Origin of the sequence: Pseudonocardia oroxyli, from assembly GCF_900102195.1 — a bacterium.
In the GTDB taxonomy this organism is placed as follows: domain Bacteria; phylum Actinomycetota; class Actinomycetes; order Mycobacteriales; family Pseudonocardiaceae; genus Pseudonocardia; species Pseudonocardia oroxyli.
The window spans coordinates 136,668-157,346 of the sequence record NZ_FNBE01000019.1; the positions used below are offsets into that span (position 1 = coordinate 136,668).

The window sequence follows — 20,679 nt, forward strand, 5'->3', positions numbered from 1 at the left end:
GTCACGCGACGAGTCTGCGGCACCGGCTGCGGGATTTCAGCCTCGGGGGTCAGAGTGAGGCGTAAAGCGCTCTCTCGAAGTCGGCGTAGAGCGCCATCGCCTCGGGTGTGGCGAACGGCAGGAAGTTGCTGTAGATCGACGCGCAGACCCCCGTCGTGGGATCGACCCAGAAGTGGGTGTTGCACAGGCCCGCCCAGGAACCCGACCAGGCCCGGCGCCGCCCCGGCTCGTCCTCGGGGTTCAGCAGCAGCCCGAGCCCCCACTTCATCCCGGGCGGGACCTCGAACGTGCACGCCGACGCCGGGTCGGCCGTCGGGATGACCGCCGGGAAGTCCAGGTCCCCGATCTGGTTGGTGAAGGCCTCGGCCACCGTGGACTCGCGCAGGATCCGCTGCCCGTCGAGCTCTCCGCCGCGCAGCAGCGCCCGCTCGAAGCGGATGTAGTCCCGCGGCGTGGAGTAGAGGCCGTGCCCGCCCGCGTAGTACTCCGGGTCCCGGCTGAGCTCGACGTCCGTGGCGACCCACCCGTCGTCCCCCTTCACGTGGATCGGGACCGCCGCGGCGAGCGCCTAAGAGGTGGGCGCGAACGTGGTCCGGTCCATGCCCAGCGGGCCGGTGATGCCCTCCTTCACCGCGACGTCCAGGGTGTCCCCGCTCGCCGCCTCGACGACCTTGCCCAGCCAGTCGGTGTTGATGCCGTAGACGTACTGCGACCCGGGCTCCGCCACCATCGGCGCGGTGAAGATCACCTCCGAGCCGGAGAGCACGTTCGGCGTGCCGGTGGCGGTCTCCCAGGCCAGGACGTCCGCGTTCCAGAACCAGTAGCCGAGCCCGGTCGTGTGCGTGACGAGCTGGCGGACCGTCGCCCGGGTCGCGGGCGGCTTGAGGAGGGGCTCGTCGCCGTCGAACCCGGTCAGGACCTGGACGTCCCGGAAGGACGGGCAGTAGTCGTCCACGGGGGCGTCGAGGTTCAGCCTGCCCTGCTCGACCTGCTGCAACGCCGCCGTGGTCGCGACCATCTTGGTCATCGACATGATCCGGAACGTGGTGTCGGTCGAGACGCCGCCCGCCGACCCCTCGTACACGGTCCCGTCCCGGTCGGCGGCGATGGCGGCCACGTGCGGCACCACCCCCGCCTCGACGGCCTCCTGCAGCACCCGGTCGATGGCGTCCATGCCCGACTCCCCTCGCGTGACCTGCGTCATACTGTGGTCCCGCGAGGGGATGAGCGCACCCTCCGAAAGGCGAGGACGCCGCGTCAGATCGCGCCGCTCTCGTCCTCGACGTCTCCGCCGCGGACGGGGAGCCGGGTCAGCAGCGCCGCGACCGGCGCGGGCGGCTCGCGCCACGGGTCGGTCGCCCCGGCCTGCACCGCCCGCCAGATCCGCTCCGGCGTGCAGGGCAGGTCGATGTGCCGGACGCCGAAGGGCGCCAGGGCGTCGATGATCGCGTTCTGCACGGCCGGGGTGGAGCCGATGGTCGCGGACTCCCCGATCCCCTTGGCGCCCAGCACGTTCATGTGGGTGGGTGTCTCGGTCGTCACGGCGTCGAAGGAGAACAGGTCCGCCGCGGTGGGGATGTGGTAGTCCGCGAGCGTGGCCGTGGTGGGGTTGCCGTCCGCATCGAACAGCACCTCCTCGAACAGCGCCTGCGCGATGCCCTGCGCCAGCCCGCCGTGCTGCTGCCCCTCGACGAGCAGCGGGTTCAGCACCCGCCCGCAGTCGTCGACGGCGAGGTGGGTGCGCGGGGTGACCCGCCCGGTCTCGGTGTCGACCTCGACCACCGACAGGTGCGCGCCGAACGGGAAGGTCGGGCCCGCCTGCTCCTGGTCGGCGCCCGCGACGATCTCGCCCTCGGCCAGCACCTGCTCCCAGCTCACGGTCGAGGTGGGCACGCCCGCCACGCCGAACACGCCCTCGGTCAGCTCGACGTCCGCGGGGTCGGCCTCCAGCAGCGCCGCGGCCCGCCGCAGGGCCTGCTCCCGGACGTCGTCCGCCGCGACCCGCACCGCGGACCCGCCCATCTGCAGGGACCGCGAGCCGCCGGTGCCGCCGCCGCGGGGCACGCTCGCGGTGTCCGACTGCTCGTAGCGGATGCGGTCCATCGGGATGCCGAGGCGGTCGGACACGAGCATCGCGAACGCCGTCGCGTGGCCCTGCCCGTGCGCGGACGTGCCCGCCTGGACCGTGGCCGTCCCGTCCGGATGCACCCGGACCGAGCCGTACTCGCTCCCCCCGCCGCCCGCGGTGATCTCCACGTAGACGGCGAGCCCGATCCCGAGCTGCACCGGGTCCTTCGCCTCGCGCCTGCTCGCCTGCTCCTCGCGGAGCTTCTCGTAGTCGCCGAGCCGCAGCGCCTCGCGCAACGGCAGGTCGTAGTCGCCGACGTCGTAGTGCGCACCGACCGGCGTGACCAGCGGGAACGCCGCGGGGTCGAGCAGGTTGCGGCGGCGCAGCTCGATCGGGTCCAGGCCCAGCTCGGCCGCCGCGATGTCCACCAGCCGCTCCAGGTGGGCCGCGGCCTCGGGCCGCCCGGCCCCGCGGAACGCCCCCATCGGGGTGGTCGTGGTCATCGCCGAGACGGCGTCGTAGCCGACCTTCGGGATGTCGTAGACGCCCGGCGCCATCGTGTAGGTCTGGTGGAGCGCCAGCGCCCCGCCGAAGCCGGAGTAGGCGCCCGCGTCCCCGATCACGCGGCAGCGCAGGCCGGTCATCCGACCGTCCCGGGTCAGGCCCAGCTCGTAGTAGGCGATCTGGCCGCGGCCGTGCGGCATGGACAGCAGGTTCTCGCTGCGCGTCTCGACCCACGCGACCGGCCGACCGAGCGCGCGGGCGGCCGCGACCGTGGCGGTGTGCTCGGCGAGCACCCCCGCCTTGCCGCCGAACCCGCCGCCGACGTGGGGCGCGATCACCCGCACCCGCTCCGGCTCGAGGCCGAACAGGCCGGCCAGCTGGTTCCGGAAGCCGTGCGGCATCTGGGTGGAGACGTGCACGGTGAGCGGGAGGTCCGCACCGGTCGTCGGGTCGGCCAGGATCGCGTTGCCCTCCATCGGCACCACGGCGAGGCGCTGGTTGACCATCCGCGCCCGGACGACGACCTCGGCGCCCTCCAGCGCCGCCGCGCTGTCCGACGCGCGGAGCCCCGCCGCGACGTTCGAGCCCAGCTCGGGGAACTGCAGCTCGGCGTCCGGCGCCAGCGCCGCCTCCGGGTCGACGACCGCGGGCAGCGGGTCGTAGTCGACCTCCACCAGCTCGGCGGCGTCGACGGCCTGCGCGCGGGTCCCGGCGACGACCAGGGCCACCGCCTCCCCCACGAAGCGCACCCGGTCGGTGGCCAGCGGCGGGCGCGGGGTGCCCGGATTGAGCACCACCAGGCCGTGGTGTGGCGGCAGGTCCAGGTCGGCGGCGGTGAAGACGCCGACGACGCCGTCCGCCCCGGCGGCCGCCGCCGTGTCGATCCCCTCGATCAGCGCGTGCGCCACCGGCGAGCGGACGAACACCGCGTGCAGCACGTCCGTGCGCGCCGCGGCCAGGTTGCCGACATAGGTGGTGGCGCCGGTCAGGAGCTCGGGGTCTTCGACCCTGCGCACCGAGGTTCCCAGGATGGATCCAGGCATGGAGACCACCCTACCCCGGAAACGGTGGGTCCTCCGCTTGTACCGGCGCCGGAGATCACGCCCGGTCGCCGCCCGCCCGGGGGTAGCGTCCTCCCATGCCCGAGTTCCACCACACCGACGTGCTTCCGCTCGGGGACGACACGACCGAGTACCGCGAGCTCGACCTTCCCGCCGGGAAGGTCGTCGAGGCTGCCGGTCGGACGTTCCTCGAGATCGACCCCACCACGATCACCGGTCTCGTCCGCGAGGCCGTGAAGGACATCCAGCACCACCTGCGGCCATCCCACCTGGCCCAGCTCCGCGCGATCATCGACGATCCCGAGGCCTCCGGGAACGACCGCTTCGTGGCCACCGACCTGCTGAAGAACGCGTGCGTGTCCGCGGGCGGCGTGCTGCCGATGTGCCAGGACACCGGCACCGCGATCGTCGTCGCCAAGAAGACCGAGACGGTCCTCACCGGCGGGGACGACGAGGAGGCCATCTCCCGCGGCGTCTACGAGGCCTACGACCAGCTCAACCTGCGGTACTCGCAGATGGCCCCGCTGTCGTTCTGGGACGAGCGCAACACCGGCACCAACCTGCCCGCGCAGGTCGAGCTGTACTCGAAGCCGGGCCGGAAGCCCTCCTACGAGTTCCTGGTGATGGCCAAGGGCGGGGGCTCGGCCAACAAGACCTTCCTCTACCAGGAGACGAAGGCGCTGCTGAACCCGAAGAAGCTGGCCGCGTTCCTCGACGAGAAGCTGCGCTCGCTGGGCACCGCCGCGTGCCCGCCGTACCACCTCGCCGTCGTCGTGGGCGGGATGTCGGCGGAGTACACCCTCAAGGTCGCCAAGCTCGCGTCCGCGCGGTACCTCGACACGCTGCCGACGGAGGGCTCGGACCTGGGGCACGCCATCCGGGACCCCGAGCTCGAGCAGCAGATCCTCGAGCTGACCCGCGACTTCGGCATCGGCGCGCAGTTCGGCGGCAAGTACTTCTGCCACGACGTCCGGGTGATCCGGCTGCCGCGCCACGGCGCCTCGCTGCCCGTCGGCATCGCCGTCTCGTGCTCCGCGGACCGCCAGGCCAAGGCCAAGATCACCGCCGACGGCGTGTACCTCGAACAGCTCGAGTTCGACCCGGCGAAGTACCTGCCCGAGGTCGAGCACGCCGACCTCGAGGAGGCCGGGGACGTCGTGCAGGTCGACCTCACCCGGCCGATGTCGGAGATCCGCGCCCTGCTGTCCTCGCTGTCGGTGAAGACCCGGGTGTCGCTGACCGGGCCGCTGGTCGTGGCCCGCGACATCGCGCACGCGAAGATCGCCGAACGGCTCGACGCGGGCGAGGAGATGCCGCAGTACCTCAAGGACCACCCGGTCTACTACGCCGGGCCCGCCAAGACGCCCGAGGGCTACGCGTCGGGCTCCTTCGGCCCCACCACCGCGGGCCGCATGGACTCCTACGTGAAGCAGTTCCAGGAGGCGGGCGGGTCGCTGGTGATGCTGGCCAAGGGCAACCGGTCCACGCAGGTCACGGACTCGTGCGCCGCGAACGGGGGCTTCTACCTGGGCTCCATCGGCGGCCCCGCGGCCCGGCTCGCGCAGGACTGCATCCGCAAGGTCGACGTGCTGGAGTACCCGGAGCTCGGCATGGAGGCGGTCTGGCGGATCGAGGTCGAGGACTTCCCCGCCTTCGTCGTGGTCGACGACAAGGGCAACGACTTCTTCGCCGAGACCAGCACCCCCACCCTGCAGGTCACCTTCCGCACCTGACCCCCGCAGCCGGTCCGCATTGCGGGGCCACAACTGCCGTTTCCGACCCCGGATCCGGCGGTTGTGGCTCCACACTGCGGTCAGCTCGGCGGAGGGTTCAGCGGAGGCGTCTCGGGCCCTGGTCGTCCCTGGTCGGGGATGGGCCCAGGACCACTCTCGCGCCGGTCACGAAGGCGCCCTCCGGGCCGGCCAGCACCGGGTCCAGGGCCAGCGAGCGCACCTCCGGCAGCTCCTCGGCCATGGCCCCGACCCGCAGGGCCAGGTCCTCCAGGGCGTCGAGCCGGGCGGGTTCGCCGCCGCGGTAGCCGGTGAGCAGCGGTGCCGCCCGCGGCGCGCGGACCAGCGCGGCCGCGTCCTCGCGGGTGAGCGGGACGACCCGGTAGGCGCGGTCGTCGAGCAGCTGGGTGGCCATGCCGGACAGGCCGAAGGACAGCAGCGAGCCGAACGACGGGTCCTCCGCCACCTCCATCACGCACGACGGCCCCTTCGGCGCCATCCGCTGCACGTAGACCTCGGACTTCCCGGTGACCTTCATCAGCTCCGCGTAGGCACGCAGCACCGCGGCCTCCGAACCCAGGTCCAGCCGCACCCCCACCAGGTCGGTGCGGTGCCGCCAGCGGTCCCCCACCGCCTTGAGCGCGATCGGGTAGCCGAGCTCCTTCGCCGCCTTCGCCACGGCGATCTCCCCCTCCACGAGCCGGAACTCGACGAGGCTGATCCCGAAGCAGGCCAGCAGCTCCACGGCCTCGGCGTCGGTCAGCGCCCGCTCCCCGGCCGCCGCCCAGTCCCCCACGCCGAGCCGGTCGACGACCTCCCGCGCCGCCTCGAGGTCGATGCCCTCTGGCCGCGCCAGCTCACCCATCGGCTGCTCGCGCCAGTCCGCGTACCGGGCCACCCGGGACAGCGCCTGCACCGCCCGCTCGGGGCTGGCGTACGACGGCACGGACCCGGGTCCCGGCGTGCCGTCCGGCAGCGGCTGGGCCAGCTCGGCGGGCACGCCCTCGACGGCGAGGAAGACCGCGACCACCGGCTTGTCCGCCTTGGCCGAGGTCTCGCGCAGCACCCGCGCGTACTCCAGGCCCGGGGTCGCGATCGGCGGCACGAACACCACGACCAGCGCGTCCGCCGCGTCCGCGCCGTCCGCGGCGAGCGCGCGCTCCACCGCCACCCCGAACTCCTCCGGCGTGGCCGCAGCGCCGACGTCCACCGGGTCGGCCGCCGCCGTCATGCCCTCGTCGATCAACGCGTCCGTGACCAGGACGTTCAGCGCCGTGGAGTTGCCGACGACCGCGACCCGCCGCCCGCGCGGCAGCGGCTGGTAGGCCAGCAGCAGCGCGGTGTCGAAGAGCTGGGCGATCGTCTCCACGCGGATGACTCCGGACTGCTCGAACAGCGCGCGCACGCTCGCGTCGTCGATCGGGACCGCGGCCTCCCGCAGCCGGGCGGGCGAGGTGTTGCGGCCGGACTTGACCGCGACCACCGGCTTGCTGCGGGCCAGCCGCCGGGCGAGCCTGCCGAACTTGCGCGGGTTGCCGAAGGTCTCCAGGTACAGCAGCACGACGTCCGTGGCCGTGTCCGTCTGCCAGTACTGCAGCAGGTCGTTCGCCGAGACGTCCGCCCGGTTGCCCGCGCTGACGAACGTGGACAGCCCCAGGCCCCGCGACTGCGCGCTGGCCAGGATCGCGGTGCCCAGCGCGCCGGACTGGCAGAAGAAGCCGACCCGGCCGCGGCTGGGCAGGTCCGGGGCGAGGGTGGCGTTGAGCCGCACCCCGTCGTCGAGGTTCGCCACGCCGAGGGCGTTCGGGCCGATGACCCGCATGCCGTGGGCGCGGGCCTCGGTGACCAGCTTGCGCTCGGCGCTGGTGCCGTCCGCGCCCGCGTCCGCGAACCCGGAGCTGACGACCACGAGCGCCTTGACGCCCTTCTCCAGACACGAGTCCATGACCTCGTCGACGCCGGCCGCCGGGATCGCGACGACGGCGAGGTCCACCGGGTCGGGGATGTCCGTCACCGAGGCGTAGGCGCGCACACCGCGCACCGAGCGGGCGTCCGGGTTCACCGGGTAGACCGGCCCGGAGAAGTTGGCGCGCAACAGGTTCGCCAGCACCGCGTGGCCGACCTTGGAGGGGTCGGTGCTCGCCCCGATCACCGCGACGGAGGTCGGGTGCAGCACGTTGGTCACGCTGCGCGCCTCGGCGGCCTGCTCGCGCGAGTCCCGCACCGCGAGCGAGCGCTCGGTGGGGTCGATGTCGAACTCCAGGTGCAGCACGCCCTCGGCGAACGCCCGCCGCACCTGGTAGCCCGCCTCGCGGAAGACGCGGACCATCGTGTGGTTCTCGACCAGCACCTCGGCCTCGAACCGGTCGAGGCCCTTCTCCCGCGCCGCCGCGGCGAGGTGCTCCAGCAGGATCGACCCGAGCCCGCGGCCCTGGTGGTCGTCCCGCACCACGAACGCCACCTCGGCGGAGGTGACCGGGGCCTGCGGGTCCTTCGGGTCGGACAGGCCCTCGTACCGGCCGACCGCGATGATCTCGTCGCCGAGCAGCGCCACGAACGCCACGCGCTTGTCGTGGTCCACGGTGACGAACCGCTCCAGGTCGCGCGGGGGGATCCGCGGGTAGGGCCCGAAGTAGCGCAGGTAGCGGGTGCGGTCGGAGAGCTGCTGGTGGAAGGCCAGCAGTGCGTCCGCGTCCGACGGGAGGATCGGGCGCAGGTGCACGATCCGGCCGTCGGAGGCGACGATGTCCGCCTCCCAGTGCCGCGGGTAGGCCGTACTCGCCTGCCCGGCCGGGTCGGTCGGGTCGGCGTCCGCGGTGGCGGTGGTCGCGGCGGGGGTCGTCGCGGCGGCAGTCGTCGCGGCGGCAGTCGTCGCGGCGGGGGTGCTCTCGGTGGTGTCCGGCATGGCTCAGTCCCGGGGGTCGTCAGGGTCGAGGCCGTGGAGGGGGAACAGCGCGCGGCGGGCGTCGACCAGGCCTGCGTCCACCCGGTCCGCCTCGCCGTCCCCCCAGGCGCTGAAGGTGGGGTCCCCGCCGTCGGTCATCGCGACCGGCAGCGGGGCGCGGGTCAGGCCCGTGGTGTGGGCGGTCCAGTCCGCGGGGATGGAGGTCGCCGGGTCGAGGTCGCGGTCCAGCACGGTGGCGAGCAGGTGGGTCCAGGAGCGCGGCACCACCCGGAACAGCGAGTACCCGCCGCCGCCGAGGACCAGCCACTTCCCGCCCGCGACGCGCTCGGCCAGCTCGCGCATCGCCTGGTAGGTGGCGCGGTGCCCGTCGACCGTCAGCTCCAGGTTGGCCAGCGGGTCCTCGGAGTGGGTGTCCGCCCCGCACTCGCTGACCAGGATCTGCGGCTGGAACTCCTCCAGCAGGCTCGGCACCACGGCGTGGAAGGCCCGCAGCCAGCCCTGGTCGCGGGTGCCCGGGGGCAGCGGCACGTTCACCGAGTACCCCTCCCCCGGGCCCTTGCCCAGCTCGGCGGGCCAGCCGGTGCCCGGCCACAGCGTCAGCGGGTGCTGGTGCAGCGACACCGTCATCACCCGTGGGTCGTCGTAGAAGGCGACCTGGACACCGTCCCCGTGGTGCACGTCGACGTCCACGTAGGCGATCCGCTCGTAGCCCTGCTCGAGCAGCCACGCGATCGCCACCGCACAGTCGTTGTAGATGCAGAAGCCCGCCGCGCGCCCCGGCATGGCGTGGTGCAGCCCGCCCGCGAGGTTCACCGCGCGGTCCGCTCGGCCCTCGGCGATCTCGCGCGCCGCGAGCAGCGAGCCCCCGCAGATGAGCGACGCGGCCTCGTGCATCCCGAAGAAGATCGGGTTGTCGTCCGTGCCGAGCCCGTGTCCGACGTCGAACGGCATCTCCGGCGCGGACCGCACCGCGGTGAGCAGTCCCGGCTCGTGCACCCGCAGCAGGTCCTCCTCGGTCGCGGGCTCGGGTTCGAGCAGCTCCACTCCGTCGAGCACGCCCAGCTCACGGGCCAGCCGCATGGTGAGGTCCAGGCGCACGGGGTTGAGCGGGTGGTCGTCCGAGAGCTGGTAACGGAGGAACTCCGGTGTCCAGACCACCGAGGTGCGCGCACTCATGCTGCGGACCGTAGGCGAAGTGCGCCCCGGGGGCCACGGACGAGGCCGCACGGGCGCACGTCCCGGGCCCGCCCGCCTCCGCGGGCCACCCTCCGACGCGTTGGTCGGCACCGCCACCCGAACCGCCGCGCACCGTCTATCCTGGGCGCCAGGCTGATGCCCGCGGGGGCCGACGGGCCCTCGGGCGCGCTCGGCCCGGCACGGGACGCACGCCGGCCCACCCGAGCGGCACCACCCACCACGCGGTGACCCCACGGCGACCGCCGTCGGGGCCGGCTCCACTCCTGTCCACCCGAGTCCACCGAGTCGATCACCGCGGGCCCCGCCCGCGCCGTGGTCGCCGACACCCACGACCACGCGATCCACGACCACGCGCGGCCCCGCCCGGCCGCCGCGGCGGCGACCCGCACGAGCCCGCCGCTAGACTGGTCTACCGAACGAAGGGGCCGGCCGTGAACGATCTCATCGACACCACCGAGATGTACCTCCGGACAGTCTACGAGCTGGAGGAGGAGGGTGTCGTCCCGCTTCGCGCGCGGATCGCCGAACGCCTCGGCCAGAGCGGTCCGACCGTGAGCCAGACCGTCGCGCGCATGGAGCGCGACGGGCTCGTCGTCGTCGCGGGCGACCGGCACCTGGAGCTGACCGACGACGGACGCGCCCGCGCGGTCGCGGTGATGCGCAAGCACCGGCTGGCCGAGCGCCTGCTGATCGACGTGATCGGGCTCGAGTGGGAGCTGGTGCACGCCGAGGCCTGCCGCTGGGAGCACGTGATGAGCGACGCCGTGGAGCGCAAGCTCGTCGCACTGCTCGACGACCCGCAGGTCTCCCCCTACGGCAACCCGATCCCGGGGCTGGACGAGCTGCGCGAGAGCGTGGACGGCACCCCGCGCCCGGTCACCGCCCCGCCGACGCTCGAGGTCGGGCTGCAGCGGCTCGACGAGTTCGCCCGCCGCGGCGGCGGCCGCGTCGAGGTGCGCCGGATCGCCGAGCACGTCCAGGTGGACGCGGACCTGATGGGCGAGCTCAAGCTCGCCGGCATCGTGCCCGGTCGAGACGTCGAGGTCGGCGGGATCCCGCGCTTCGGGGACGCCGTGCCGGTCACCGCGGACGGCGAGACCTCCGCCGTGGCCCCGCTGATCGCCCACGCGGTCCTCGTCCGCGCGGCCTGAGCCCGGCCGCCCGCGCCGCTCCGAGTTCTTCGCCGCGTCCCTCTCCGCGTCCCTCGCCGGGCCCCTCACCGAGTTCCTCTCGGCACCCGCCGCCCCGCGCGCACCGTGCGGGAGCCGTCGTGAGACGGTTCCCGCACCGAGAGCCACGGACAAGAGGAGACCCTCGTGAAGCTGCTCGTCACCGGCGGCGCAGGCTATGTCGGCAGCGTCAACGCGGCGCACCTGGTCGAGGCGGGGCACGAGGTCGTCGTGCTCGACGACCTCTCGACCGGCCACGCGGACGCGGTGCCGGAGGGGGCCCGGTTCGTCGAGGGCGAGCTGTCCGAGGCGGCGGGCCCGCTGCTGGCCGAGGGCTTCGACGGAGTCCTCCACTTCGCGGCGAAGTCCCTGGTCGGCGAGTCGGTGGCGAAGCCGGAGCTCTACTGGGACGGCAACGTGGTGGCCACCTTCCGGCTGCTCGAGGCCATCCGGGAGCACGGCACCCCGCGGCTGGTCTTCTCGTCGACCGCCGCCACCTACGGCGAGCCGGAGCGGACCCCGATCCGGGAGGACGCGCCGACGCGGCCGACCAACCCCTACGGCGCCAGCAAGCTCGCCATCGACACGATGATCACCTCCTACGCCCACGCCCACGGCCTCGCCGCGGTCAGCCTGCGCTACTTCAACGTCGCGGGTGCGCACGGCCGCTTCGGCGAGCGCCACGCCGTGGAGACCCACCTGATCCCGATCGTGCTGCAGGTCGCGAGCGGCTCCCGCGAGTCCGTCGCGATGTACGGCGACGACTGGCCCACCCCGGACGGCACCTGCGTGCGCGACTACATCCACGTGGACGACCTGGCCGAGGCGCACCAGCTGGCGCTGCAGAAGGCGCAGCCCGGCACCCACGCGATCTACAACCTCGGCAGCGGCACGGGCTACTCGGTGCTGCAGGTCGTGCAGGCCTGCCGGGCCGTGACGGGTCACCCCATCCCCGCGACCACCGCGCCGCGCCGCGCCGGCGACCCCGCCGTGCTGATCGCCTCCAGCGAGGCCGCGGCCAGCGACCTGGGCTGGAAGCCCGTGCGGACGCTCGAGGACATGGTCGGGGACGCCTGGCGCTTCACCCGGGACCGCGCGGGGGCCTGAGCGCAGCGGGCTCACAGCTCGCCCGCCAACCACGCCCGCACCCGGTCGGGACCCCACCCGGCGGCCATGGCGGCCCGCAGGTCGCGGGCCAGCCGATGGTTCGGCCGGACCCGCTCCGCCCGTTCCAGGGCGATGTCGGCGAGCGCCCCGGCGCCCCGCGCCAGCGCGCACACGGCGAGCAGCACGGCCGGGTCGGCGGCCGCGGGCCCGCGGCAGGTGCGCGCGAGCGCGGCCCAGAGCTGCTCGGCCGCCGGGGCGTCCGGGCCCGTGCAGACGCTCAGGCACCGGTCCCGGAACGCCGCACGCCGAAACGCCGAGGTCATGATCCGGACCAGCTGCGCGTCGACCACCAACCGGTTCGCCGACGCGGCGTCCAGCGCGGCCCGCAGCGCGTGCTCCGGTTCGGCGGGCCACCGCGGCGCGCCGCGGACCCCGGCCGACCGGTCCTCGGCACCCCCGACGGGCTCCCGGGCGGGCTCGGCGGCGGCGACGAGGTGTTCGAGCTCCTCCCGGGAGCGGTAGACCACGGTGCCCTGGGCCACCGCGGTGGCCGCCAGCTCGGTCCCCGCCGGGTCCGGCAGCCGCCCCGCGCAGCCGCAGCCCTGCAGGGGGTAGCAGCACCACGGCGCCCCCGGCTCCAGCTCGGCGACCCACGCGACGGTGGGCACGGCGACCCCGGCGTCCGCCAGGGCGAGCACCGCCTCCGCCGCCACGTCCACCCGCGGCGGCGCCCCCTCGGCCACCAGGGCCGGGGCCGGTCCGCCCCCGACCACGACCACCGCGGCCGCCGCGGGCCGTTCGCGGGCGACGGCCACTGCCGCGCTCGCGCACACCGACGCCCGCAGCGCGTCCTCACCGGGGGGCGGGAGATCGACGCGCAGGGTCAGCCCGACGCGCCTGCCCGTGGCCCCACCCAACGCGACGACGACCAACGAGTCCCGCGGGCGGAACCCGAGGAGCACGGGCAGACCGGCGAGCAGACCGGCGGTCCCGACGCTCACGACCGCGTCGGGTTCGGGGGCGGGCCCGGCATCGGGCACGGACGGTGGGGTGGGTGCCGAGGGGGTGGGTCCTGAGGGGGTGGGTACTGAGGAGGTCATGGCGCCACCGTGCGCGAGACCGCGGACCGTCTCCAGACCGGTGCGAGCGGGCTGTGGACAACCCGTCGAAACGGTGTCACGGAACCCGGGGTGTGGAGGAACCGCGCGCGGGCGCCGCCGAGGCGGTCGTCTGGTCGTCGCGGAGATGTAACGTCGTCTGCTTGCCCCCGTCCCCGGAGCCGGGGAGGCTTCCCGAGAGGCGCGGGACGGACGGAGGGACGGTCGGTGTACGACTACGACCTGCTGGTGATCGGCTCGGGCCCCGGCGGCCAGAAGGCCGCCATCGCGGCGGCCAAGCTCGGGAAACGGGTGGCGATCGCCGAGCGCCGCGACATGATGGGCGGCGTCTGCGTCAACACCGGGACGATCCCGTCGAAGACCCTGCGCGAGGCCGTCCTGTACCTGACGGGGTTCGCGCAGCGCGAGATGTACGGCGCGAGCTACCGGGTCAAGTCGGAGATCACCATCGCGGACCTGCTGGCGCGCACCCAGCACGTCGTCGGGCGCGAGGTGGAGATCATCCGCAACCAGCTGCTGCGCAACCACGTCGACATCCTGGGCGGCACCGCCCACTTCGACGACCCGCACACCGTCACCGTGCAGGGCACGGACCGGGGCGACCACGCCACCGTCACCGCCGACAAGATCGTCATCGCCACCGGGACCCGGCCCGCGCGCCCGCCGGAGGTCGAGTTCGACGACGTCGAGTACCACGTGGTGGACTCGGACGCGGTGCTGCAGCTGCACCGCATCCCCACCTCGATGGTCGTCGTCGGCGCCGGGGTGATCGGCATCGAGTACGCCAGCATGTTCGCCGCGCTCGGGACCAAGGTGACCGTCGTCGAGCGGCGCGGGAACCTGCTGGAGTTCTGCGATCCCGAGGTCGTGGAGTCGCTGAAGTTCCACCTGCGCGACCAGGGCCTGTCCTTCCGCTTCGGCGAGGAGGTGAGCCGCGTGGAGAACACCGCGCGGGGCACCATCACCACGCTGGCCAGCGGGAAGAAGATCCCCGCGGACATGGTGATGTACTCCGCCGGGCGCCAGGGCGTGACGGACGAGCTCGCCCTCGACAAGGCGAACCTGAGCGCGGACGCGCGCGGGCGGATCTCGGTGGACCAGCACTACCGCACCGAGGTCGAGCACATCTACGCGGTCGGCGACGTGATCGGCTTCCCGGCGCTGGCGGCGACGAGCATGGACCAGGGGCGGCTGGCCGCCTACCACGCGTTCGGCGAGCCGGCCCGGGAGCTGCACGGGCTGCAGCCGATCGGCATCTACACGGTCCCGGAGATCAGCTACGTCGGGAAGACCGAGGCGGAGCTGACCAAGGAGGCCGTTCCGTACGAGGTGGGCATGTCCCGGTACCGCGAGCTGGCCCGCGGCGCGATCGTCGGCGACTCCTACGGGATGCTGAAGCTGCTGGTCAGCACCGAGGACCGCACCCTGCTCGGGGTGCACGTGTTCGGCACCAACGCTACCGACCTCGTGCACATCGGGCAGGCGATCATGGGGTGCGGCGGGACCGTCGACTACCTGGTCGACGCGGTGCTGAACTACCCGACCCTCTCGGAGGCCTACAAGGTCGCCGCCCTGGACGTCACCAACAAGATCCGCGCGCTGGAGTCGTATCGCTAGCGCCGCACTACGTGTAGCCGATCCCGTGCTCGTCGAGCCAGGGCTTCGGGTTGATCTTCGTGCCGCCCGGCGTGGTGACCTCGATGTGCAGGTGCGGCCCGGTGGACTGGCCGCGGTTGCCGACCTCGGCGATCTGCTCGCCCTTGGCCACCTGCTGACCGACGCTCACGAACGACCGGTTGATGTGGCCGTAGGTGGTGATGGTGCCGTCCGCGTGCTGCACCCGGACCCAGAGGCCGAAGCCGCTGGCCGGGCCGGAGCTGATCACAGTGCCCGCGAGCGGCACGTGGATCGGGGTGCCGATCGGCGCCGCGATGTCCAACCCCATGTGCGAGGCCCCGCCGCGCAGGCCGAACCCGCTGCTCACGCGGCCGACGAGCATCTGGATGCCCCCGGCGGCGGAGGCCGAGGCGCCGACCCTCGCCAGCTCGTCGGCCTGGCGCTTCGCCTCGGCCTCGGCGGCCTGGCGGGCGGCCTCCGCCTCCGCTGCGGCCTTGCGGGCGGCGTCCGCGGCGGCCTGGTGCAGGTCGGCGGCCTTCACGACGTCCGCGACCACGTCCGCGCCGGTGACGGTGCCCGGGGCGCCGACGGCGGGCGGGGCGGCGACCGGGGCCAGCGGGATCCGCACGGCACGGCCACCGAGCTCGGCGACCTCGGCGATCCCCGGGCCGGTCACCGGGGGCTCGGCGAGCGCGGTCGGGTCCGGGGCGGTGGTGAAGGTGGCGGCCAGCTCGGTGACGCCGGCCTGCAGGGCGTTGGCGCCCGCCTCGAAGTCCGGCAGTGCGCCGGTGTAGGCGGCCTGCCCGGCGGCGGCGACCACGCCGCCCGCGGCGACGACGGCGGCCATGCGCCACTGGAGGGACCGGTCGGTGAGCGCACCGGTCGCGAGAGTGGTGAGGGGGAACGCCGTCCGCAGTCCGCCGCCCCCCGCCGGCGCCGCGAGTGCGGCGGCCGGCGGGGATCCGGCGATCGTGCGACGGCTCCGGGGGGAGCGATGCCGTGCCACGATCAACCTTTCCGTGGATCGGGCGAGGCCGGACGTTCCGGTCGGGGGTCCGGAGCCGGGCCGGTCGGGGGAGTCGACCCGGGTGTCCTCTTCGTGACCTCGTCGTGATCCGAGGAGGACGCTAGCCGGTCCACCGGGCGTCGGCCCCACGCGGTTGCGTCCGGCGAGACGGGAGGATCGAGCGGCGCGGCGAACGGCGGGGAAGCCCGAGGCCCGGCGTGTCGGCGCAGGCACGCCGCATTCGGGCCTGCCGTTCGGCGCAGCGATCGGCATCGCCGCCCGCTCGGCGCGCCTCTGAGCAGCGGAGACGTCGCTCTGCGTATCCACGACGTGGCGCGGGCCACGAGGGTGGCGCGGCGCGGACGCGACGAACGGTGTTCTGCGACGCGCGCCACAAGATCGGGAACGCGGGATCCGTGCGTCGTCAAGTGCCCCGGGCGCGCCCGCTACCGGGTCACCGCGGCGAGGATCTCGGGCAGCGCCGCGTCCGCGAGCGCCCGCAGCTCGGCGTCCGTGCGGTCCTGGATCGGGTGCGAGACGAACACGGCGGGCACCGCGCGGTAGCCCAGCGCCGACGCCTGCGCGGCCGCGGCCACGACGAACTCCGTGGACGCGAGGAAGGCCGCGATGACGCCCCGGCCCTCGAGGGCGGCGAAGTCGTGCACACTGCACGACGTGCACGAGCCTCAATCGGCGAGGGCCTCGATGACGACGTCGCACTCGGTGGTGATCTCCCGCCTCAGGTCCGGCGGCATCGGCTTGGTGAAGGTCGGTTTGGCGTAGCGCCGCACCGTGATCCCCCGCTCGGCCAGCAGCTCCGCCACCCGGTCGAGGAAGACGTCGCCGCGCGCCTTGGAGATGTCGAGCAGGCCCACCCGCAGCCCGTCCAGCGAGGCGGGCCGGTCCAGGGCGGTGCGGCTGTCCGCCGTCGACTCGTCCGTCGGGTCCAGGATCTCTAGCGCCACGGGTCGACCTCCCTCGTCACGGGCGCGCTGCCACCGGGGCCGCCCGCCCACCCCCCGATGACGGCCGAGAACATCCCGGCGCCGCCACCGGCGTACATGATCATGTAGCCGCCCGGCCGGAACTTGGGCAGCGGTCGGTCCGCTCCCCCGCCGGGCATCCCCTCGTCGATCCCGCCCGCCCCGCGGGCGATCTCCGCGCGGTCCAGCAGCAACCGCGCGTCGAGCTCGCGGTGCAGCCGGGCCCGGTCCCAGCCCGCCTCCCGGAAGGTCCGGCCGTGCTCGGGGCTGAGCACCAGCGAGGCGTCGAACCCGCCCGCCAGCCTCCAGTGGCAGACCGACCGCAGGGCCTGCGCGAGCGAGCCGGCGAGGGACTCCGGCGTGCGCGAGATCTAGTCCTCCAGCTCGTCCTCGAGCTCGGCGATCTGCAGCCGCCGGGACCGCAGCGACCCCTCCTTGGCCCGGACGAGCAGCGCGTCGGCCAGGTCCGGGTCCAGGGTCCGCGAACCGCAGCCCGGGCGGTGCTCGGGCAGCTCCGCGCCGAGCTCCGGGACCCCGGTGAAGTCCTGCCACTGCTCCCGCAGCCAGCCGACGATCCGCCCGGTCTCGCGCCCGTCCTCGAACCGGACGAGCGTCGGGACGGTCTCGACCTCGAGCGCGAGGCCGCCGTCCAACGCCGTGTCGTCCCGCCGGTCGGCAAGTCCGGGTCGTCCTGGGTGAACACCGCGACCTGCGGCAACGCGGCCAACACCGGTTCCACCAGCCGGCAGGTGGGGCAGTCCGCCTTCACCACGGCGACGAACCCGTCGGTGGGAAGTGCGCGGGTCGGCGTCGACACCTCGCACGGTGGCCGGGCGGACGGCCGCCGGGTAGCTCCCGCCGCTCACTCGGCGGTTGTGGCCGAGGACCGCCCGATGGCCTACTGGATCGGTGCGCGCTCTCCGCCGGACGGTCGTCCCGCTCGTGCTGGCCCTCGCGGCCGCGCTGGCGGTCGCCCCGGCGGCGACCGCAGCCGCGGCCGCACCGGTGGACTACGTGGCGCTCGGTGACTCCTACGCCGCGGGGGTGGGCGCGGGCACGGGCCCGTGCGGGCGCACCGACGCCTCCTACCCGGCCCGGTACGCCGCGCGGGAGGGCGTCCGGTCCTTCACGTTCGTCGCCTGCAGCGGCGCCACCACCGCGGGCGTCCTGGCGGACCAGGTCCGGGCGGTGTCCCGGGCGACCGACCTCGTCACGATCACGGTGGGCGGCAACGACAGCGGGTTCGGGCCGGTGCTCGCCCGCTGCGCGACGGCACCCTCGGACGCGGACTGCGACCAGGCCGTCCGGGCCGGCGAGCGGATCGCCCGGTACGTGGTGCCGTCGACGGTCGCGGGCGTGGTCTGGGCCGTGCGGGCGCAGGCCCCGAAGGCGCGGGTCGTGGTGCTCGGCTACCCGCACCTGTTCGGCGCGGGGACCTCGTGCCCGCTCACCCAGGCCCGCCGCGACCGGATCGACGCGGGCGCGGACGTCCTCAACGCCCAGCTCGCGGAGAGCGTGCAGCGGTGGGGCGCGGAGTTCGTGGACGTCCGCGCGGCCTTCGCGGGCCACGGCCTCTGCTCGGCGGACCCGTGGATCGTCGGCCCCGGCTCCCCCGGCGCCTTCCACCCGACGGCCACGGGGTACGCCCGCGGCTACCTGCCCGCGCTCGCGCGGTCCTGACCGTCCCCGGCGCCCAGCAGTCCCTGCGGGCCGCGGAGCCGGACGGGCCGCAACGCCACCCCCAGCGGCACGAGCACGGCGGCCGCCACCACCGCGCCCACCAGCACGGTCAGCGCGCCGATCACCCACAGCCCGGAGTCGTCCGTCGCCGCGGCCGTGAGCCCCCACGCGGCGGTGAAGGACACTGGCATCAGGGTCCCGACCAGCCAGGCGGGCAGCCACCGCGGCGCGAGGATCGCCAGCACCGCCGCGGTGACCGCGGTGCCCGCGACCTGCCACGGGGCGAACCGCTCGAGCCCGGGCGCGAGTGCCGCCCACCCCGACCACAGCAGCCAGGACGCGGCGGTGAGCAGCACGAGGGCCGCGGCCCCGACCAGCCGTCGGGGGCCGCGCAGCAGAGCTGCGGTCACGGGCGGTACTCCGGTCATGACGCCCAGCTTCCCCGCGATCCCACCCGCCCGCCTCCGTAGGATCACGGACGGGTGTCAGACGACGCGGGGTCGCCCCGCGGCCACGCCCGCGAGGAGCTGGCCCACCAGCGCCGCGACCAGGACGGTCAGCGAGAGGGTCCAGGAGCCCGTGGCGTCGTGCAGGAGACCGACGAGCATCGGCCCGGTGGAGGCGATCAGGTAGCCGAAGCCCTGAGCCATCGCGGACAGCCCGGCGGCGGTCTCGGGGCCCACGGCACGCAGCGCGATCGCCGTCATGGCCAGCCCGAACGCGGTGAACCCCGAGCCCAGCAGCAGCGCCCAGAGCCACGGCAGGGTGGCGGGCGCCAGCATGAGCCCGACCGCGCCGACGATCGGGGGCACCGCGATGAGGGCGTTCCACCCCGACTGGCTGCGCCTGCGCGCCGCGAGCGCGGGCACGAGCAGGCTGAACGGGACCGCGACGAGCGAGGCCAGGCTGAGCATCACCCCGGCGGCCCCCTTGGACAGGCCCGCGTCCTGGTAGATCTCCGGCAGCCAGCCCATCACGACGTAGGCGAGGAAGGACTGCAAGCCCATGAACGCGGTCACCGACCACGCCACGCGGCTGCGCAGCAACCGCCGCCAGGGCACGGGCGGAGCCTCCTGCGTACCCGCGGGGGCGGTCCGGTGACGGGCGCCGACCGCCCACACCACGAGTGCCACCAGGGCCAGGCCCGACCACAGCACGAGCGCCTGGCGCCAGCCGCCCGCGGGCCCCTCGAGCACCGGGGTCACGGCCGAGCCGAGGGCACCGCTGCCCTGCAGCGCCGCGGTGTAGAGCCCGGTCATCAACCCGACCCGCCCGGCGAACGACTCCTTGACCACGACCGGGACCAGCACGTTCGCCAGGGCGATCCCGGCGCACGCGACGAACGTGCCGCCGAGCATCACGGCCGGACCACCCCAGACCCGCACCGCCAGCCCGAGCGCCAGCGCCACCAACGCGAACCCGATGGCCCGCGCCAGGCCGATCCGCCGCGCCACGGCGGGCGCGGCGAGCCCCGCGAAGGCGAAGCAGAGCGTCGGTGCGGTGGTCAGCAGGCTGGTCCAGGCGGCCGAGGCCCCGAGTCCGCCGCGGACGTCGCCGAGCAGGGAGGACGCGCTGGTCACCGCCGCCCGCAGGTTCAGCGCGGCCAGCACCACACCGACCGCGAGGAGCACGGTCCCGCGCAACGGTCCGATCCGGGCGAGCCTGCCCTCGGCGGCCGCCTCCCCCGCGAGCTCCGGGAACACCTTGCCTTCGGACACGCCGGAGCTGCCCGCCTCACCCACTGCCATACCCAGTAGTCTGTCAGACATCCGATGTTCGGACGAAAGGATCCGCTATGCCTCTCGCCACCACCCGGCGCACCGGGCTCGTGGACCAGGCGATCGCGCAGCTGCGCGCGGTCGTGGGCACGGACTGGCCGGTCGGCACCCGGATCCCGCCGGAACCCGAGCTGGCGGCCACCCTCGGAGTCGGCCGGAACACCGTGCGCGAGGCCGTCCGGGCGCTCGCGCACGCGGGCATTCTCGAGGTCCGCCAGGGCGACGGCACCTACGTGCGCGCGACCAGCGAGATCTCCGGGGCGCTGCGCAGGCTCGCGGGCACCGAGCTGCGCGAGGTCCTCGAGGTGCGGCGCATGATCGAGTCCGAGGGCGCCCGGCTCGCCGCCCGCCATCGCACGGCCGCGGACCTGACCGCCCTCGAGGCCGCCATGGCCGAGTGCGTGCAGGCCGACGGGCAGGTGGCGTTCGTCGACGCGGACCTGCGGTTCCACCAGCTCGTGCTCACCGCCGCGCACAACGCCGTGCTCGCCGAGCTCTACCGCGGGCTGACCGAGGTGGTGCACGCCAGCGTCGCGGCGGTGGCCGCCGCCCACCCGTTCACGTGCCACACGGGCCTGCTCGCAGCGATCCGGGCGGGCGACGGCGAGGCCGCGGCGGCCGAGGCCCGGGACTTCCTGGACGCGGCACTGGACGGCGGGGGCGCCTAGGAGACTGCTGAAAATCCGCTGGCGTGGGATCGGGTGTTGATCTCGCCCGGCTGGGAGGCTGTCGGGGTGCAGGGACGGTCTGATCCGC

At 74.5% G+C, this 20,679-nt stretch carries 16 protein-coding genes and 1 pseudogene; 6 read left to right on the forward strand and 11 right to left on the reverse strand.

Annotated elements, in window-relative coordinates; translation table 11 throughout:
- Positions 1–49: 49 nt before the first annotated feature.
- Both BLS43_RS24995 and BLS43_RS25000 read right to left on the reverse strand, forming a co-directional pair.
- Positions 50–1,204: pseudogene (locus tag BLS43_RS24995) on the reverse strand (serine hydrolase domain-containing protein).
- A gap of 53 nt (positions 1,205–1,257) precedes the next feature.
- Entirely contained in the window at positions 1,258–3,615 is a 2,358-nt protein-coding gene (locus BLS43_RS25000) for a xanthine dehydrogenase family protein molybdopterin-binding subunit (protein ID WP_093089168.1), read from the reverse strand.
- Positions 3,616–3,710: 95 nt separating this feature from the next.
- Between BLS43_RS25000 and BLS43_RS25005 the strand changes: the two genes are divergently transcribed.
- Positions 3,711–5,366, forward strand: a complete 1,656-nt coding sequence (locus BLS43_RS25005; RefSeq protein ID WP_093089139.1) for a fumarate hydratase — start codon at positions 3,711–3,713, stop codon at positions 5,364–5,366.
- A gap of 97 nt (positions 5,367–5,463) precedes the next feature.
- On the opposite strand, the gene BLS43_RS25010 is transcribed toward BLS43_RS25005, so the two are convergent.
- Together BLS43_RS25010 and BLS43_RS25015 are read right to left on the reverse strand one after the other, a co-directional pair.
- Complete coding sequence (locus tag BLS43_RS25010; protein WP_093089140.1) at positions 5,464–8,268, reverse strand: bifunctional acetate--CoA ligase family protein/GNAT family N-acetyltransferase; 2,805 nt, start codon at positions 8,266–8,268, stop codon at positions 5,464–5,466.
- Positions 8,269–8,271: 3 nt separating this feature from the next.
- Entirely contained in the window at positions 8,272–9,444 is a 1,173-nt protein-coding gene (locus tag BLS43_RS25015; protein WP_093089141.1) for an acetoin utilization protein AcuC, read from the reverse strand.
- 452 nt (positions 9,445–9,896) lie between these two features.
- Between BLS43_RS25015 and BLS43_RS25020 the strand changes: the two genes are divergently transcribed.
- Positions 9,897–10,616 (forward strand): iron-dependent transcriptional repressor DtxR, encoded by a 720-nt coding sequence (locus BLS43_RS25020; RefSeq protein ID WP_093089142.1) that lies wholly within the window; start codon positions 9,897–9,899, stop codon positions 10,614–10,616.
- Positions 10,617–10,781: 165 nt separating this feature from the next.
- On the forward strand, positions 10,782–11,741 hold the full coding sequence (gene galE, locus BLS43_RS25025; RefSeq protein ID WP_093089143.1) for a UDP-glucose 4-epimerase GalE: 960 nt from the start codon (positions 10,782–10,784) through the stop codon (positions 11,739–11,741).
- Positions 11,742–11,752: 11 nt separating this feature from the next.
- Here the strand turns inward: galE and BLS43_RS25030 are convergent, their stop codons facing one another.
- Positions 11,753–12,781, reverse strand: a complete 1,029-nt coding sequence (locus BLS43_RS25030; protein ID WP_176921528.1) for a DUF4192 domain-containing protein — start codon at positions 12,779–12,781, stop codon at positions 11,753–11,755.
- Between the two features lie 285 nt (positions 12,782–13,066).
- Between BLS43_RS25030 and sthA the strand changes: the two genes are divergently transcribed.
- Positions 13,067–14,476, forward strand: coding sequence for a Si-specific NAD(P)(+) transhydrogenase (sthA, locus tag BLS43_RS25035; RefSeq protein ID WP_093089145.1), 1,410 nt, complete (start codon positions 13,067–13,069; stop codon positions 14,474–14,476).
- A 7-nt stretch (positions 14,477–14,483) separates the two neighbouring features.
- Here the strand turns inward: sthA and BLS43_RS25040 are convergent, their stop codons facing one another.
- From BLS43_RS25040 to BLS43_RS30660, 4 genes are all read right to left on the reverse strand, one after another.
- Positions 14,484–15,482 (reverse strand): M23 family metallopeptidase, encoded by a 999-nt coding sequence (locus BLS43_RS25040; RefSeq protein WP_245707782.1) that lies wholly within the window; start codon positions 15,480–15,482, stop codon positions 14,484–14,486.
- 446 nt (positions 15,483–15,928) lie between these two features.
- Positions 15,929–16,447 carry a UGSC family (seleno)protein gene (locus BLS43_RS31780; RefSeq protein ID WP_425438569.1) on the reverse strand — a complete coding sequence of 173 codons (519 nt, stop codon included), beginning with the start codon at positions 16,445–16,447 and terminating at the stop codon, positions 15,929–15,931.
- Positions 16,438–16,740: a hypothetical protein gene (locus BLS43_RS30655; protein WP_218129999.1), complete on the reverse strand. Its 303-nt coding sequence runs from the start codon at positions 16,738–16,740 to the stop codon at positions 16,438–16,440. The genes BLS43_RS31780 and BLS43_RS30655 overlap by 10 nt, the downstream gene beginning before the upstream one ends.
- A gap of 96 nt (positions 16,741–16,836) precedes the next feature.
- On the reverse strand, positions 16,837–17,118 hold the full coding sequence (locus BLS43_RS30660) for a thioredoxin domain-containing protein (RefSeq protein WP_218130000.1): 282 nt from the start codon (positions 17,116–17,118) through the stop codon (positions 16,837–16,839).
- 256 nt (positions 17,119–17,374) lie between these two features.
- On the opposite strand from BLS43_RS30660, the gene BLS43_RS25060 reads away from it, so the two are divergent.
- Complete coding sequence (locus tag BLS43_RS25060) at positions 17,375–18,145, forward strand: SGNH/GDSL hydrolase family protein (RefSeq protein WP_176921530.1); 771 nt, start codon at positions 17,375–17,377, stop codon at positions 18,143–18,145.
- On the opposite strand, the gene BLS43_RS25065 is transcribed toward BLS43_RS25060, so the two are convergent.
- Entirely contained in the window at positions 18,118–18,573 is a 456-nt protein-coding gene (locus BLS43_RS25065) for a hypothetical protein (RefSeq protein ID WP_143030210.1), read from the reverse strand. The genes BLS43_RS25060 and BLS43_RS25065 overlap by 28 nt on opposite strands.
- Positions 18,574–18,630: 57 nt before the next feature.
- Complete coding sequence (locus BLS43_RS25070; protein WP_093089149.1) at positions 18,631–19,893, reverse strand: CynX/NimT family MFS transporter; 1,263 nt, start codon at positions 19,891–19,893, stop codon at positions 18,631–18,633.
- A gap of 47 nt (positions 19,894–19,940) precedes the next feature.
- Between BLS43_RS25070 and BLS43_RS25075 the strand changes: the two genes are divergently transcribed.
- Positions 19,941–20,591, forward strand: a complete 651-nt coding sequence (locus BLS43_RS25075) for a FadR/GntR family transcriptional regulator (protein ID WP_093089150.1) — start codon at positions 19,941–19,943, stop codon at positions 20,589–20,591.
- Positions 20,592–20,679 lie beyond the last annotated feature (88 nt).

What these genes read in the sequence shown, in the direction of transcription:
- BLS43_RS25000 (WP_093089168.1), bottom strand. Translation starts at nt 3,615, where the DNA reads ATGCCTGGATCCATCCTGGGAACCTCGGTGCGCAGGGTCGAAGACCCC.
- BLS43_RS25005 (WP_093089139.1), top strand. Translation starts at nt 3,711, where the DNA reads ATGCCCGAGTTCCACCACACCGACGTGCTTCCGCTCGGGGACGACACG.
- BLS43_RS25010 (WP_093089140.1), bottom strand. Translation starts at nt 8,268, where the DNA reads ATGCCGGACACCACCGAGAGCACCCCCGCCGCGACGACTGCCGCCGCG.
- BLS43_RS25015 (WP_093089141.1), bottom strand. Translation starts at nt 9,444, where the DNA reads ATGAGTGCGCGCACCTCGGTGGTCTGGACACCGGAGTTCCTCCGTTAC.
- BLS43_RS25065 (WP_143030210.1), bottom strand. Translation starts at nt 18,573, where the DNA reads ATGACCGGAGTACCGCCCGTGACCGCAGCTCTGCTGCGCGGCCCCCGA.
- BLS43_RS25070 (WP_093089149.1), bottom strand. Translation starts at nt 19,893, where the DNA reads ATGGCAGTGGGTGAGGCGGGCAGCTCCGGCGTGTCCGAAGGCAAGGTG.
- BLS43_RS25075 (WP_093089150.1), top strand. Translation starts at nt 19,941, where the DNA reads ATGCCTCTCGCCACCACCCGGCGCACCGGGCTCGTGGACCAGGCGATC.